The sequence below is a fragment of the Streptomyces tropicalis genome (assembly GCF_029269835.1).
Lineage (GTDB): Bacteria > Actinomycetota > Actinomycetes > Streptomycetales > Streptomycetaceae > Streptomyces > Streptomyces tropicalis.
Map to the genome: position 1 here is coordinate 26,322 of NZ_JARJBB010000030.1, position 14,343 is coordinate 40,664.

Consider the following 14,343-nt stretch of genomic DNA (forward strand, 5'->3'; position numbering starts at 1 on the left):
CCCCCGCGGCCCGCGGCCGGGCCGGCCCGGCCGCCGCACGGGAAGCCGGCCGCTCCCGGTTCCCGGTCCGGGGCGGACCCGGGCGGGCCGGGGCGAAGGGGGTCAGACCAGCAGGACGACCTCGACCTCGGCGCCGGGCTCGACGGACGTGGTGTCCTCGGGGACGACGATCAGCGCGTCGGCCTGGGCCAGGGCGGCGATCAGATGGGATCCGGAGCCGCCGACGGGCCTGACCTCGCCGTCGGCGTACGCCCCGCGCAGGAACTGCCGGCGCCCCTCGGGCGAGGTGAGGGCCTTGTCGGCGGCGAGGGTGGCCCGGGTCCGGGGCCGGTGGACGTCGGTGAGGCCCATCAGGGTGCGGATCGCGGGACGGACGAACAGCTCGAAGGAGACGTACGACGAGACGGGGTTGCCGGGCAGCGCCAGCAGCGGGACGTGGTCGGGGCCGACGGTGCCGAAGCCCTGGGGTTTGCCGGGCTGCATGGCCAGCCTGCGGAAGTCGACGCCGCCGCCGGGCCCGTCCTCGTCGCCGACGGACGACAGGGCCTCCTTGACGACGTCGTACGCCCCGACGCTGACTCCGCCGCTGGTGACCATCAGGTCGGCGCGGACGAGCTGGTCCTCGACGGTGGACCGCAGGATCTCGGCGTCGTCGGCGACGGCGCCGACCCGGTAGGCGATGGCGCCGGCGTCCCGCGCGGCCGCGGTCAGGGCGAAGCTGTTGGAGTCGTAGATCTGGCCCTTGCCCAGCGCCTCGTCGGGCTGGACGAGCTCGCTGCCGGTGGACATCACGACCACCCGGGGGCGCGGGCGGACCCGGACGGTGCCGCGGCCGATCGCCGCGAGCAGTGCGATCTGCGGGGGGCCGAGGACGGTGCCGGCCTCCAGGGCGCGGTCGCCGGCGCGGACGTCGCTGCCCTGGGCGCGGACGTGGGCGCGGGCGACCGCCGGGCGGTACACGCGGACCTGTCCGAAGGCGCCCTCGGGGGCGAGGCTGCGGGCGCGCATGCCGCCGACGGGGCCCCCGCCGAGTCCGCCGTCGGTCCATTCCACGGGGACGACGGTCTCCGCGCCGGGCGGCAGGGGGGCGCCCGTCATGATGCGGGCGGCCTGGCCGGGGCCCACCGGTGCGAGGTCGGCCGCGCCCGCGGCCACGTCCCCGACGACCTCGAGCACGGCCGGGTACTCCTCGCTCGCCCCGGCCACGTCCGTGACCCGCACCGCGTACCCGTCCATGGAGCTGTTGTCGAAGGGCGGCAGGGACACCGGCACCATGACGTCGTCGACCAGGACGCAGCCCTGGGCGTCGAGCAGGTTCAGCTCGATGGGGTCCAGCGGGCGGACGGTGGTGAGCACGTCCTCGAGGTGCTCGTCCACCGACCACAGGTGGTCGGGACCGGTGGGGCGGGGCGCGGCGCTGCTCAACTTCGTTGCATCTCCTCGGCTACGTACCGCTGAAGCCAGGCCCTGAAGTCCGGGCCCAGGTCCTCACGTTCGCATGCGAGTCTGACAATGGCACGCAGGTAGTCGCCGCGGTCGCCGGTGTCGTAGCGGCGGCCCTTGAAGACGACGCCGTGCACCGGGCCGCCGACCTCCTCGTCCTCGGCGAGCTGCTGGAGGGCGTCGGTGAGCTGGATCTCGCCGCCGCGTCCGGGCTCGGTGGTGCGCAGTATGTCGAAGATGTGCGGGTCGAGGACGTACCGGCCGATGATCGCGTAGTTCGAGGGGGCCTCCGCCGCCTCGGGCTTCTCCACGAGGCCGGTGACCTTGACGACGTCGCTGTCGCCGGTGCCCTCGACGGCCGCGCAGCCGTAGAGGTGGATCTGCTCGGGCGCGACCTCCATGAGCGCGACGACGCTGCCGCCGTAGCCCTCCTGCACGTCGATCATCCGCTGGAGCAGCGGGTCGCGCGGGTCGATCAGGTCGTCGCCGAGAAGCACCGCGAAGGGCTCCCGGCCCACGTGCGGGGCCGCGCAGAGCACGGCGTGACCCAGTCCCCGGGGGTCGCCCTGGCGGACGTAGTGCATGGTCGCGAGGTCGCTGGACTCCTGGACCTTGGCGAGCCGCTCCCCGTCGCCCTTCTTCTCCAGGGCGGACTCCAGCTCGTAGTTGCGGTCGAAGTGGTCCTCGAGGGGGCGCTTGTTGCGGCCCGTGACCATGAGGACGTCGTCGAGACCCGCGGTGACGGCCTCCTCGACCACGTACTGGATCGCCGGCTTGTCCACGACCGGCAGCATCTCCTTGGGAGTGGCCTTGGTGGCCGGCAGGAACCGGGTGCCGAGGCCCGCTGCGGGGATGACAGCCTTGGTGATCCTGGGGTGCGACTGTGTCATGGCCGCCACCCTAACCGGTGCCTTTTGCACTGAATCTGAAGCTCCGGTTAATTGGACATCAATGCGGAGTGCGGGGAAAGGCACGGGAACGACGTTGGACGACACCGGACGCGCGGGCGGTTCCGACAAGCGTGTGCTGCGGCGGGAGTGCCTCGCGGCGAGGAGCGGGCTGACCGCGGACGGCGTGCGGGAGGCGGGGGACGCGCTGGCCCTGCGGGCCCTGGAACTGCCGGAGCTGGCGGGGGCGGGCACGGTGGCCGCGTACGTCTCCGTCGGCACCGAACCGGGCACCGGGGCGCTGCTGGAGGCACTGCGCGGGCGGGGCACGCGGGTGCTGCTGCCGGCGCTGCTGGCGGACAACGACCTCGACTGGGGCGTCTACGACGGGGAGGGCTCCCTCGCGCGCGTGCAACACGGCGGGCGGATGGCCCTGTTGGAGCCTGCCGGGGAGCGGCTCGGGCCGGACGCGGTGGCGTCGGCGGACGTGGTCCTGCTGCCGGGGCTCGCCGTCGACGCGCGCGGGATGCGCCTGGGCCGCGGCGGCGGCTCCTACGACCGGGTCCTGGCCCGGCTGGAGCGGGCCGGCGCGCGGCCCGCCCTGGTGGTGCTGCTGTACGACGCGGAGGTCGTCGCGCACCTCCCGGCGGAGGCGCACGACCGCCCGGTGCAGGCGGTCGTGACGCCGTCGGGGATCAGGCGGTTCAGAGCTTGATGTGCTTCAGCGGGCCGCACTTCTTGTAGTCGTCGTAGGTGTGGCAGGCCCGGTAGTAGACGTAGTCGTCCAGAAGGCCCATGTCGATCTTCTTGTAGATCTTGACCTTGCCGGCGCCGCCGCACTTCTTCTTCAGGACGAGCTTGGAGTCGACGGAGCCGGCCTCCAGGTAGTCGCAGCCGGACCTGGTCTTCTTGTTCAGCGTGCCGATGAACCAGACACGCTGGTCGCCCGCCCGGTTGTTGACCTGGTACTTGCCGGACACCGTCACGTAGTGGCCGGAGCCGGTGCTGAAGGTGCCGTTGGAATCGGCGGCCGCCGGCGAGGCCGCCAGACCCACCAGGGCGGTGGCGAGGGCGAGCGGCTTCAGGAACCTGCGGTAGGACACGATGAACCCCGTTTCGTAGTGCACCCGGGCTGGTCGTGCGCGGGTCATGATCACTATAGGGGGCGGGTCCGACAACGCCGCAGGGCCCGCATCCCCAGGGGATGCGGGCCCTGCGCTCCGCGTGCGCTCAGGGTGTGAGGACGAGGCGGTCGCTGGTGCTCCGGTCGACCGCGCCCGGCGAGAAGGACCACGGCAGCAGTTCGCCCTTGGCCCACTTGCCGGTCTGGTCGGTGTAGTGGGCGCTGAAGGCGTGCCCCGAGGCGCCGGTGAGGTTGATCCACCGGGACTTGTCGAGGTCGGCCAGGTTGACCACCATCCGCATCGACGGCACCCAGACGACGCCGTAGCCACCGGCCGCGTCCCAGCCCGTGGCGTCGACCGCGGCCTCGCCGCCGCTGAGCTTCCAGGGGCCGCGGTTGAGGACGTACTTCAGGAGGCCGGGCCCGTCGGTGCCGAGGGTCTGGTTCTTCAGGAACAGGCGGTGCAGCCGGCCCCAGCTCCAGGTGTCGATGTCCTTGCCGAGCTTGGCGGTCAGCTCCCAGCGGGCGTCGATCATGGCGCGGGCGAACAGCTCGTCGCGGTTGTCGGCCTTGGGCCGGGTGCCCGACGCCGGGGTCTTCCACCAGTCGCTGTTCGGGTCGTCCATGAGGGTGCGCACCACCTCGAACCAGCGGTCGCCGCCGTCGGGCTGCGCCTGGTCGCTGTCGCGCTCGCCGCACTCGCGGACCTTCTGGTCCTGGTCGGCCGGGCCGGTGTTGTCGGCCGGCTCGACCCACAGGCACTGGCCCTGGACGCGGAGCTCCTTGGGCAGCTTGTTGCCGAAGGCGAGCTTGAGGATGTTGCGCCAGACGGCGTTGAAGTAGGCGGCCGCCGCGGAGTCGGCGTCCTGGGTGTAGTCCCAGCCCTCCAGGAGCTTCTGCGCCTGGCGGACGTCCTTGTCGCCGATGTCGATCTTCAGCAGCTGGGGCACGAGCTGCTTCGCGATCTCGCTGCTGTCGTCCAGCTGCATCTGTCGCATGTCCTCGGTGGAGATCTTGCCCCCGCCGTCGATCTTCGACTGGATCAGGTCGCTTATGCGCTGGCTGCGGGTGCCGTAGCCCCAGTCCGTGGTGAGCGTGTACGGGTAGCTGCCCGGGTCGACGACGGCCTGGTTGGCGGTGACGACGTAGCCGCGCTCGGGGTCGTACTCGTAGGGCAGCTCGTCCTGCTTGATGTAGCCGGTCCAGTCGTACTTCGAGTCCCAGCCCGGCGCGGGGATCGAGCCGTCGTCGCTCTTGGCGCGGATCGGGATGCGGCCGGGCAGCGTGTAGCCGATGTGGTTGCGGGTGTCCGCGTAGATCAGGTTCTGCGAGGGCACGTCGAACAGGGCCGCCGCCGAGCGGAACTGGTGGAAGTCCTTGGCGCGGTCGAGGGCGAAGACGGCGTCCATGGTGGTGCCCGGTTCCAGGGCGGTCCACTTCAGGGCGACGGCGTAGCCGTCCCCGCGGTCGGGGGCGGCGGTGTCCACGGCGGCCTTGCGGCCGACCGTGACGAGTTCGTCGTCGCGGTCCGACAGCAGGGGGCCGTTGTTGGTCTCCCGGACGACGATCGACTTGGAGGCGCCGCCGGCCACCTTGATGGTCTCCTGGCGGGTCCGGAAGGGCACCACCTTGCCGTCGCGCTGGTAGCCGTCGCCGCTGAGCTTCTCCAGGTACAGGTCGCTGACGTCGACGCCGGAGTTCGTCATGCCCCAGGCGATGTCCTGGTTGTGGCCGATGACCACACCGGGCATGCCGGAGAAGGTGTAGCCGGTGACGTCGTAGGGGCAGGCGCTGGAGACCGAGCGGCAGTGCAGGCCCATCTGGTACCAGACCGACGGCAGCGCGGGGCCCAGGTGCGGGTCGTTGGCCAGCAGCGGTTTGCCGGTGATGGTGTACTTCCCGGCCACCACCCACGAGTTCGAGCCGATGCCGTTGCCGTTCACGCCGACCGCGGCGGGCAGGTCCTGCATGACGTTGCGCAGGCCCATCAGCTGGCCCTGCACACCGGACCCGGCCGGGGTGCCGCCGGCGCCCGCGGTGCCGGTGCCGGCCGTCCCGGAGGTGCCGGACGTGCCGGTGCGCCCGGTGCCGGCGGTGCCGCCGGCGCCTGCCGTCCCGGTGGTGCCCCGGGAGGTGCCGGCGGACCCGGCCGGGGTGCCGCCGCTCGCGTCGAAGGTCCGGGTGAGGGCGTTGTACTGGCCCTCCGTGACGATCGCCTTGTTCCGGGCGTACGGGTAGTCCGGGTACAGGTCCTTGATCTGCTTCGGGCCCAGGCGGCTGCTCATCAGGGCGCGGTCGATCTCGTCCTGCATGTTGCCGCGCAGGTCCCAGGCCATGGCCTTCAGCCAGGCGACGGAGTCGACCGGGGTCCACGGCTCGGGCTTGTAGTCGTTGGTCAGGCCCAGCGCCGCGTACTCCAGGGAGATGTCCCGCGAGTCCTTGCCCTTGAGGTAGGCGTTGACCCCCTCGGAGTAGGACTGGAGGTACTTCTTGGCGGCGGGCGAGAGCTTGGTGTCGTACTCCTGCTGCGCCACCCGGTTCCAGCCCAGGGTGCGCAGGAAGGCGTCGTTCTTGACCTGGCCCCTGCCGAACATCTCCGACAGGCGCCCGGAGGTCATGTGCCGGCGCACGTCCATCTCGTAGAACCGGTCCTGGGCCTGGACGTAGCCCTGGGCCATGAAGAGGTCCGCGGACGAGGAGGCGTAGATCTGCGGGATGCCGTTGCCGTCGCGCTTGACGTCGACGGGGCCCGACAGGCCGGGCAGCGAGATGGTGCCCTTGGTCTGCGGGAAGGAGGCGCGCACGGTGCTGACGGACCAGAAGGCCCCGTAGGCGACGCCCCCGATGAGGGCCAGCACCAGGACGAGCACGAGCAGGCGGGCTTTTCGCCCCTTCTTCCTGCCGGACTTGCCGGGCTTGTCACCCGTTGAGGCGGTGGTGTTGGGGGGCATCGCTGTCCTTGCTGTCCTAACGCGAGCGGCAGGCGGTACTGGAGTGCTGGAGCAACCATAGGCGCAGGGCCCGGTGCGCCTTGACGCGGAGTCGGGTCCGGGAGCGGAAGGATGCCCGGCCCCGTCGCCGAAGCGTCAAGAAAACGTCAAGAGTTAGGTAGGGTAACTAGACAAGGTAACGAAAAGCCGCCGCATCCCGGGGAGGGACCGCCGCTGACTGTCCACCACCTCAACCAGCTCCTGCTCGTCTGCTCGCTCGTCCTGCTCGTCGCCGTCGCAGCGGTCCGCATCTCGTCGCGCAGCGGGCTCCCCAGCCTGCTCGTCTACCTGGGCATCGGCGTCCTCATGGGCCAGGACGGCCTCGTCCACATCCACTTCAGCAACGCCGAACTGACCCAGGTCATCGGATACGCGGCCCTCGTCGTGATCCTGGCCGAGGGCGGTCTGGGCACGAAGTGGAAGGAGATCGAACCGGTCCTGCCGGCCGCCGTCGCCCTGGCACTGGCCGGGGTCGCGGTGAGCGTCGGCGTCACCGCGGCCGGCGCGCACTACCTCGTCGGTCTCCCGTGGCGGCAGGCGCTCATCATCGGCGCGGTGGTGTCCTCCACGGACGCGGCGGCCGTCTTCTCCGTGCTGCGGCGGATCCCCCTGCCCTCCCGCGTGACGGGCATGCTGGAGGCCGAGTCCGGGTTCAACGACGCCCCGGTGGTCATCCTGGTCGTCGCCTTCTCCACCTCCGGACCGGTCGAGCACTGGTACGTCCTGCTCGGCGACATAGCCCTGGAACTGGCCATCGGCGCCGCCGTCGGCCTCGCGGTGGGCTGGCTCGGCTCCTGGGGCCTGCGGCACGTCGCCCTGCCCGCCTCCGGCCTCTACCCGATCGCCGTGATGGCGATCGCGGTCAGCGCCTACGCCGCCGGCGCGCTCGCGCACGGCAGCGGCTTCCTCGCCGTCTACCTCGCCGCGATGACGCTCGGGAACGCCAAGCTGCCGCACTGGCCCGCCACTCGCGGCTTCGCCGAGGGCCTCGGCTGGATCGCCCAGATCGGCATGTTCGTCCTGCTCGGCCTGCTCGTCACCCCGCACGAACTGGGCGACGACATCTGGCCCGCCCTCGTCATCGGCCTGGTGCTCACCATGGTGGCCCGCCCGCTCAGCGTGGTCGCCAGCCTGCTGCCGTTCCGGGTGCCGTGGCAGGAGCAGACCCTGATGTCGTGGGCCGGGCTGCGCGGCGCCGTCCCCATCATCCTGGCCACGATCCCCATGGTGAACGGCGTCGACACCACCCACCGCATCTTCAACCTGGTCTTCGTCCTGGTCGTCGTCTACACCCTCGTGCAGGGCCCGACGCTGCCGTGGCTGGCCCGCACGCTGCGCCTCGGGCAGGGCCCCGAGGCGGCCGACCTCGGCATCGAGTCCGCGCCCCTGGAGCGGCTGCGCGGGCACCTGCTGTCCGTGGCGATCCCCAGGGGCTCGCGGATGCACGGCGTGGAGGTGGGCGAGCTGCGGCTGCCGGCCGGGGCCGCGGTCACGCTCGTGGTGCGGGAAGGCACGTCCTTCGTCCCCCTGCCCGCGACGGTCCTGCGGCGCGGCGACGAGCTCCTGGTGGTCGCCACCGACCCGGTGCGCGAAGCGGCCGAGCGGCGGCTCCGCGCGGTCGGCCGGGGCGGCAAGCTGGCCGGCTGGCTCGGCACCGACGGGCCCGCCCCCGGCTCCCGCTGACCGGGCCGGGCGTCCCCGGGCGGGCCACGGCCCGGCGGCGCCCGCCCGAAGGGGGCACGGGAGCGGGCGCGCCCCGGCACCCCGTCGGCAATCCCAGGGAAACGGCCGGGACGGTGCCGGTTTTCACAGGCTCACCGCCCGGGACCCCCTGTACGATGAAGGCGCACCCTGATCGAACCAACTCTGCCTGATGCAGAGCTGGCGCGACCGTATGGCGGCCGTCCGCCCCCCTCCGTGGGCACCGGCATCTACCGCAGTCCGCGCAAGAGGACAGCTCTCGGCGCCGAGGCCCCCACGCCATGAGGCCGCGCTACCAGGCGGCAGAAAGGCACGGGCCGTGGCATCCACGGTCACCACCGGACCGGCGGCGGACACGGCGGAGTCGACGACCTCGACGGCCGCGACCCACCCGGCGTCCTCCTCCCCCAGCTCCCCCAGCTCCCCCATCCCCCCCAGCCGCTCCGGCGCCCCGGCCGCCCCCGCCCGCCCGGGATACGGGCAGCTGCTGCGCACCCGCGGCGCGTGGACGTTCCTGCTGCCCGGCTTCGCGGCCCGCCAGCCGTTCGCGATGCTGACGATCTCCATCGTGCTGCTGGTGCAGCACACCACCGGCTCCTACGGCGCGGCGGGCGCCACCGCGGCCGCCACCGGCGTCTCCATGGCCCTGTTCGCGCCCTGGAGCGGACGGCTCGCCGACCGTCACGGGCAGCGCGCCGTGCTGGTCCCCGGCGTCCTGGTGCACACCCTCGCGGGCCTGGCGCTGACCGCGCTCGCCCTCGCACACGCCCCCCTGTGGGCGCTGTTCGCGGCCGCCGTGCCGACGGGCGCCTCGGTGCCGCAGGTCGGGCCCATGGTCCGGTCCCGGTGGGGTGTGACCCTGAAGGGCTCCCCGCTGATGAGCACCGCGGCGGCCTTCGAGTCGGTCACCGACGAGCTGACCTTCGTCGTGGGCCCGCTGCTCGCGACCGCCCTGTGCACCGCCGTCACCCCGGCCGCGGGCCTGGTGACGGAGGCCGCGCTGACCCTGGTCGGCGGTCTGCTGTTCGCGGCCCAGAAGCGCACCCAGCCGGCGGTCGGCACCGACGGGCACGCGCGCGTGGAGCACGCCTCGGCGCTGCGGATCCCCGGTGTGCGCGTCCTCGTCGCGACCTTCCTCGGCATCGGCTCGGTCTTCGGCGGCATGCAGGTGTCGCTGGCCGCGTTCACCGAGTCCATCGGCGAACCCGGCCTCAACGGCGTCCTCTACGGGGTCTTCGCCGCGGGGAACATGCTCTCCGGCGTGGTCTGCGGCGCCCTCGCCTGGAAGGTGGCCCCGCAGCGCCGCCTCGTCGTCGGGTACACGGCCCTGGCGCTGGCCGCTTCCGCGCTGTGGACCGCCCACTCGGTGGTCCTGCTCGGCGCCCTGGGCCTCCTCGTCGGCACCTGCATCGCCCCCTCCCTGATCACCGGCTACACGCTGGTCGAGGAGCTGGTCCCGGCCGGCGCCCGCACCGAGGCGTTCACCTGGCTCACCGGCGCCGTCGCGCTCGGCCAGGCCGCCGCCGTCACCGTCGCCGGCCAGCTGGAGGACCGGCTCTGGGGCGGCGCCGGGTTCCTCGTCCCGCTGGGCGGCACGGTGCTCGCCCTGGTCACCCTGGTGACCCTGCGGTCACGGCTCTCGGCACGGCCCACGGGCCGGACGGTCGCACGTGGCGTCGGTCACCGCGCGCCCGTGTCGGTGGACTGATCCCGAGGAATACGTCACTATGGACCGTCGTTAGCACTCACTGAGTGAGAGTGCCAGGAGGAAGACAGTGCCGACCTACCAGTACCAGTGCACCGAGTGCGGCGAGGGCCTCGAGGCGGTGCAGAAGTTCACGGACGACGCCCTGACCGAGTGCCCGAACTGCAAGGGCCGCCTGAAGAAGGTGTTCTCGGCGGTCGGCATCGTCTTCAAGGGCTCCGGCTTCTACCGCAACGACAGCCGCGGCTCCTCCTCGAGCAGCAGCCCGGCGTCGTCGAAGTCGTCGAGCTCCTCGTCGTCCTCCGACTCGGGATCCTCGTCCTCCGGGTCCGCCGCCTCGTCCTCGTCCTCGACGGGTTCGTCGTCCGGCACGTCGAGCACGGCCGGCACCTCCGCCGCCTGACCCCTCCTTTTCTTCCCCGGACCCCGCCGTGGCACGACGGCGGGGTTCTCGGCGTGCGCGGGTGGGGCGGGTGGACCGGGACTCCGGGGCGGACCCGGCGGGGCTGCGGTGCGGGGTCTGTCGGGCTGCGGTGCGGGTCCGGTAGGGCTGCGGTCCGGGTCCCGTCGGGCTGCGGTCCGGGGCGGGATGGGGTCCGCCGGTCACCGGGGTCGGCGCCGCGGAGGCGGGCGGATAGTGTGCCGGACATGGCGAACGCAGAGATCGGCGTAATCGGCGGTTCCGGCTTCTACTCGTTCCTCGACGACGTGACCGAGATCGAAGTGGACACCCCGTACGGGAAGCCCAGCGACTCCCTCTTCCTCGGCGAGATCGCCGGCCGCAGGGTCGCCTTCCTGCCCCGGCACGGCCGCGGGCACCACCTCCCCCCGCACCGCATCAACTACCGCGCCAACCTGTGGGCGCTGCGGTCCGCGGGTGTGCGCCAGGTCCTCGGCCCGTGCGCGGTGGGCGGCCTGCGCCCCGAGTACGGGCCCGGCACCCTGCTCGTGCCGGACCAGTTCGTCGACCGGACCAAGTCCCGCGCGCAGACGTACTTCGACGGGTCTCCGCTGCCCGACGGCACCGTGCCGCACGTCCTCCACGTCTCGCTGGCCGACCCCTACTGCCCCCACGGGCGCACGGCCGCGCTGAAGGCGGCCCGCGGACGCGACTGGGAGGCCGTCGACGGCGGCACACTCGTCGTCGTGGAGGGGCCGCGCTTCTCGACCCGTGCCGAATCGTTGTGGCACCAGGCGCAGGGCTGGTCGGTGGTCGGCATGACCGGGCATCCCGAGGCGGCGCTCGCCCGCGAACTGGAGCTCTGCTACACGTCGCTGACCCTCGTCACCGACCTCGACGCGGGCGCCGAGACCGGCGAGGGCGTCTCGCACGAGGAGGTGCTCCGGGTGTTCGCCGCCAACGTCGAACGGCTGCGGGGCGTCCTCTTCGACGCGGTCGCCGCCCTGCCCGCCGGACCGGACCGGGACTGCCCGTGCGCACGGGCGCTGGGCGGCATGGACCCCGGATTCACCCTGCCGTAGCGGGAGGCGGAGGCAGGGCGGGGCAGGGCGGGGACCCGGTGGAGGTTCCCCTTCGAGTGGGGGTGTTGGGGACGGACGCCGGGCGGACCGCCTCGTTCGGGTGAGCGAGTTGTCCACAACCCACGGGTAGTCCACGGGCTCCGGTGGACCCGGCCGGAATCGCGGATCGTGAGGTCGTCAGCCGATCCCACGTCACAGGCGGTGAACCCGTGCCCGCTCCGTACGCTCCGTCGTCCCCCTCCATTCCGTCGTCCCCCTCCATTCCGTCGTCCCCCTCCATTCCGTCGCGGCCGTACGCCCCGTCCCTTCCGGGCGCCCCGTCGTCTCGGCGCTTCCCGTCGTTTCCGCCCTCCCCGGAGGCGCTGTCCGCCGTAGCCCCCGCATCACCTCCGCCCCCATGGGAGCCCACGGTTCCTTCCGGCCCTCCGTGCTCCCCCGACCCGCCGGGCCCTCCGGCCCCTCCCCTCACTTCCGCCCCGGCTGTCCCGGCCGGCCCGGCCGGCTCCTGGGAACCGCCCGGCACGGACGCTCCCGCCCCCTGCGCAGTGCCGCTGTTCGCGCCCGTACGGGTACGCGGCGGCCGTCACGGGCTGCGGCGGCTGGTGCTGCGCCGCAGACGTGCCCTGGCGACCGGGCTCGCCGTCACCGCGGCCGCCCTGGTGGCGGCGGTGACGTGGGACGGGCATGACACGTCCCGGATCGGGCAGCCGAGGGGACATCCCGCGGTACGTGGCCGGACGCAGCCGCACGGCGCGGACGCCATGGGCGTGGTGACCGCACCGGTGCGGATCGCGGACGCGGCCACGGTCCGGCTGCTGCGGCCCGGCGACCGGGTCGACGTCATCGCCGCGGAGGATCCGGCGACGGGCGCCGCAGCGCACGTGGTCGCCCGCGGGGCGCGCGTGGCGGCCGTGCCGGACCCGGTGGAGGACCGGGGCGGCAGCGGCGCGCTCGTCGCCCTGTCCGTGCCGCGCGCCGCGGCGGCACGGCTGGCCGGTGCCGCAGCGACGGCCCGGCTGGCGGTGACGCTGTGGTGACCCGTAGGTTGCGGAGCTGTTTGTTCCACAACCAGATTGTCGGAGGAGGACTCCCAGGTGAGCGAGAAGAAGGACCCGGGCGTCTGGCAGGGCTTCAAGGCCTTCCTGATGCGCGGGAACGTCGTCGATCTGGCCGTCGCCGTGGTCGTCGGCGCCGCCTTCAGCAACATCGTCAACTCCGTGGTGAAGGGAGTGATCAACCCGGTCGTCGGAGCGATCGGCACCCAGGACCTCGACCACTACACCTCGTGCCTGAGCCCGCAGTGCACGGCGAAGGAGGGCATCACCATCGCGTGGGGCTCGGTGCTCGGCGCCGCCCTGCAGTTCGCGATCACCGCTGCGGTCGTCTACTTCCTCATGGTGCTGCCCATGGCCAAGTTCCTGGCCCGGCAGGAGGCCCGCAGGAAGGAACGGGCGGGCACGCAGGAGATCATCGAGGTCACCGAGCTGGAAGTCCTCAAGCAGATCCGCGACGAACTCGTCGCGCAGCGCGGCCCCGAGCACAGCCGGAGCTGACGTCCGGGCCGGCCGGCTCCGGGGGCGGAGGCTCCCGGGCCGCCGGACGGGCAGGACCCACCGGCCCGGCAGGGCCGGCCGGCACGGTGGACGCGCCGGAGGTTCAGAGGTGGTGGGGCGGCTTCTCGTCGAGGAAGCGCTTCAGGTCGGCGGCGGCGTCACCGTGCGGCCGCTCGCCCCAACCGCGGTCGGTGTCGTCCGCGGACTGCTGGCTCAGCGGGTCGTCGAAGACCAGCGCGTTCTTCGGATCACGCGGCTCGGGGGCAGTGCTCATACCTCCAGAGTACGGTCCGCCGCCGCCACGGCCGCCCCCGCGGCGCCCACGGCACGGGGTCGCGCGGGAAGACTGGCTTCCATGACATCTGACTCTTTGACGGACGTCGCCGGTGTGCGTGTGGGGCACGCCACGTTCAGGGGCGACGGATGGCTCACCGGCACCACCGTCGTGCTCGCGCCGGAGGGCGGTGCCGTCGCCGCCGTCGACGTACGCGGGGGCGGGCCCGGCACCAAAGAAACCGACGCGCTCGACCCCCGGAACCTGGTGCGCACGGTCGAGGCGATCGTGCTGACCGGCGGCAGCGCGTACGGGCTCGACGCGGCCTCCGGGGTGATGGGCTGGCTGGAGGAGCGGGGGCGCGGGGTGCGCGTGGGGCAGGACCCGGCGCACGTCGTGCCGGTGGTGCCCGCCGCCTGCATCTTCGACCTCGGCCGCGGCGGCGACTTCCGGGCCCGCCCGGACGCGGCCGCCGGGCGCGCCGCAGTGGAGGACGCGGCTGCCGGGGCGCCCGGCACTCCGGTGCCGGAGGGCTGCGTCGGCGCGGGGACGGGCGCGGCCGTCGGACCGCTCAAGGGCGGGGTGGGCTCCGCGAGCACGGTGCTGGGCTCGGGGATCACGGTGGCGGCGCTGGCGGTGGCCAACGCGGCGGGATCCGCGGTGGATCCGGAAACGGGGGTGCTGTACGGGGAGTTGTTCGGGGGGCGGGTCGCGTACCCGGAGCCGTCCGTCCACGAGGCCGCGCGGCAGCGGCTCGCCGAGTCGGCCGCGAAGCACGGCGTCCCTCCGCTGAACACCACGCTGGCCGTCGTCGCCACCGACGCGGACCTGACCAAGGCGCAGGCCCAGAAGCTGGCCGGCACGGCCCACGACGGCATCGCCCGCGCGGTGCGGCCCGTGCACCTGCTGAACGACGGGGACACCGTGTTCGCCCTCGCCACCGGCGCCCGTCCGCTGGACGCGGGCCGTCCCCTCGCCCTCAACGAGGTCTTGGCGGCGGGCGCGGACATGGTGACCCGCGCGATCGTCCGCGCGGTACGCGCGGCGGAGCCGGTGACGGGTCCGGACGGCGAGTGGCCGACGTACGGGGAGTTGTACGGGGGCAGGTAGGCGGGCGGGTCGGGGCGAGCGGGGGACGGCGCCGGACGGCGCGAGGAACAGGCGCACGTCAGCGCGGAGGGGTGG

General features: G+C 73.2%; 13 protein-coding genes. 8 read left to right on the forward strand and 5 right to left on the reverse strand.

From position 1 onward, the window contains the following. Positions 1–102: 102 nt before the first annotated feature. Positions 103–1,425: a molybdotransferase-like divisome protein Glp gene (glp, locus tag P3H78_RS30260; RefSeq protein WP_276112371.1), complete on the reverse strand. Its 1,323-nt coding sequence runs from the start codon at positions 1,423–1,425 to the stop codon at positions 103–105. Next, positions 1,422–2,333 (reverse strand): UTP--glucose-1-phosphate uridylyltransferase GalU, encoded by a 912-nt coding sequence (gene galU / locus P3H78_RS30265; protein WP_276112372.1) that lies wholly within the window; start codon positions 2,331–2,333, stop codon positions 1,422–1,424. The genes glp and galU overlap by 4 nt, the downstream gene beginning before the upstream one ends. A gap of 94 nt (positions 2,334–2,427) precedes the next feature. On the opposite strand from galU, the gene P3H78_RS30270 reads away from it, so the two are divergent. Next, positions 2,428–3,045: a 5-formyltetrahydrofolate cyclo-ligase gene (locus tag P3H78_RS30270; protein WP_276112373.1), complete on the forward strand. Its 618-nt coding sequence runs from the start codon at positions 2,428–2,430 to the stop codon at positions 3,043–3,045. Here P3H78_RS30270 and P3H78_RS30275 read toward each other — a convergent pair. Continuing rightward, positions 3,035–3,481 carry a hypothetical protein gene (locus P3H78_RS30275; protein WP_276112374.1) on the reverse strand — a complete coding sequence of 149 codons (447 nt, stop codon included), beginning with the start codon at positions 3,479–3,481 and terminating at the stop codon, positions 3,035–3,037. The genes P3H78_RS30270 and P3H78_RS30275 overlap by 11 nt on opposite strands. A 79-nt stretch (positions 3,482–3,560) precedes the next feature. Continuing rightward, complete coding sequence (locus P3H78_RS30280; RefSeq protein ID WP_276112375.1) at positions 3,561–6,404, reverse strand: penicillin acylase family protein; 2,844 nt, start codon at positions 6,402–6,404, stop codon at positions 3,561–3,563. 111 nt (positions 6,405–6,515) lie between these two features. Between P3H78_RS30280 and P3H78_RS30285 the strand changes: the two genes are divergently transcribed. From P3H78_RS30285 to mscL, 6 genes are all read left to right on the forward strand, one after another. Beyond that, on the forward strand, positions 6,516–8,126 hold the full coding sequence (locus tag P3H78_RS30285; RefSeq protein WP_276112376.1) for a potassium/proton antiporter: 1,611 nt from the start codon (positions 6,516–6,518) through the stop codon (positions 8,124–8,126). Between the two features lie 445 nt (positions 8,127–8,571). After that, the gene (locus P3H78_RS30290) at positions 8,572–9,852 is read left to right on the forward strand and encodes an MFS transporter (RefSeq protein WP_276112386.1); all 1,281 of its coding nucleotides are present in this window, start codon (positions 8,572–8,574) and stop codon (positions 9,850–9,852) included. A 67-nt stretch (positions 9,853–9,919) separates the two neighbouring features. Continuing rightward, positions 9,920–10,252, forward strand: coding sequence for an FmdB family zinc ribbon protein (locus tag P3H78_RS30295; protein ID WP_276112377.1), 333 nt, complete (start codon positions 9,920–9,922; stop codon positions 10,250–10,252). 245 nt (positions 10,253–10,497) lie between these two features. Further along, positions 10,498–11,331: an S-methyl-5'-thioadenosine phosphorylase gene (locus P3H78_RS30300; RefSeq protein WP_276112378.1), complete on the forward strand. Its 834-nt coding sequence runs from the start codon at positions 10,498–10,500 to the stop codon at positions 11,329–11,331. 545 nt (positions 11,332–11,876) lie between these two features. Further along, a complete protein-coding gene (locus tag P3H78_RS30305) occupies positions 11,877–12,368 on the forward strand; it encodes a hypothetical protein (RefSeq protein ID WP_276112379.1) in 492 nt (163 codons plus the stop codon). 57 nt (positions 12,369–12,425) lie between these two features. Beyond that, complete coding sequence (gene mscL, locus P3H78_RS30310; RefSeq protein WP_276112380.1) at positions 12,426–12,884, forward strand: large conductance mechanosensitive channel protein MscL; 459 nt, start codon at positions 12,426–12,428, stop codon at positions 12,882–12,884. Between the two features lie 103 nt (positions 12,885–12,987). Here the strand turns inward: mscL and P3H78_RS30315 are convergent, their stop codons facing one another. Continuing rightward, a complete protein-coding gene (locus tag P3H78_RS30315; RefSeq protein ID WP_276112381.1) occupies positions 12,988–13,158 on the reverse strand; it encodes a hypothetical protein in 171 nt (56 codons plus the stop codon). Positions 13,159–13,239: 81 nt separating this feature from the next. Here P3H78_RS30315 and P3H78_RS30320 point away from each other — a divergent pair, with 81 nt between their 5' ends. Further along, positions 13,240–14,268 (forward strand): P1 family peptidase, encoded by a 1,029-nt coding sequence (locus P3H78_RS30320; RefSeq protein WP_276112382.1) that lies wholly within the window; start codon positions 13,240–13,242, stop codon positions 14,266–14,268. Positions 14,269–14,343: the final 75 nt, after the last annotated feature.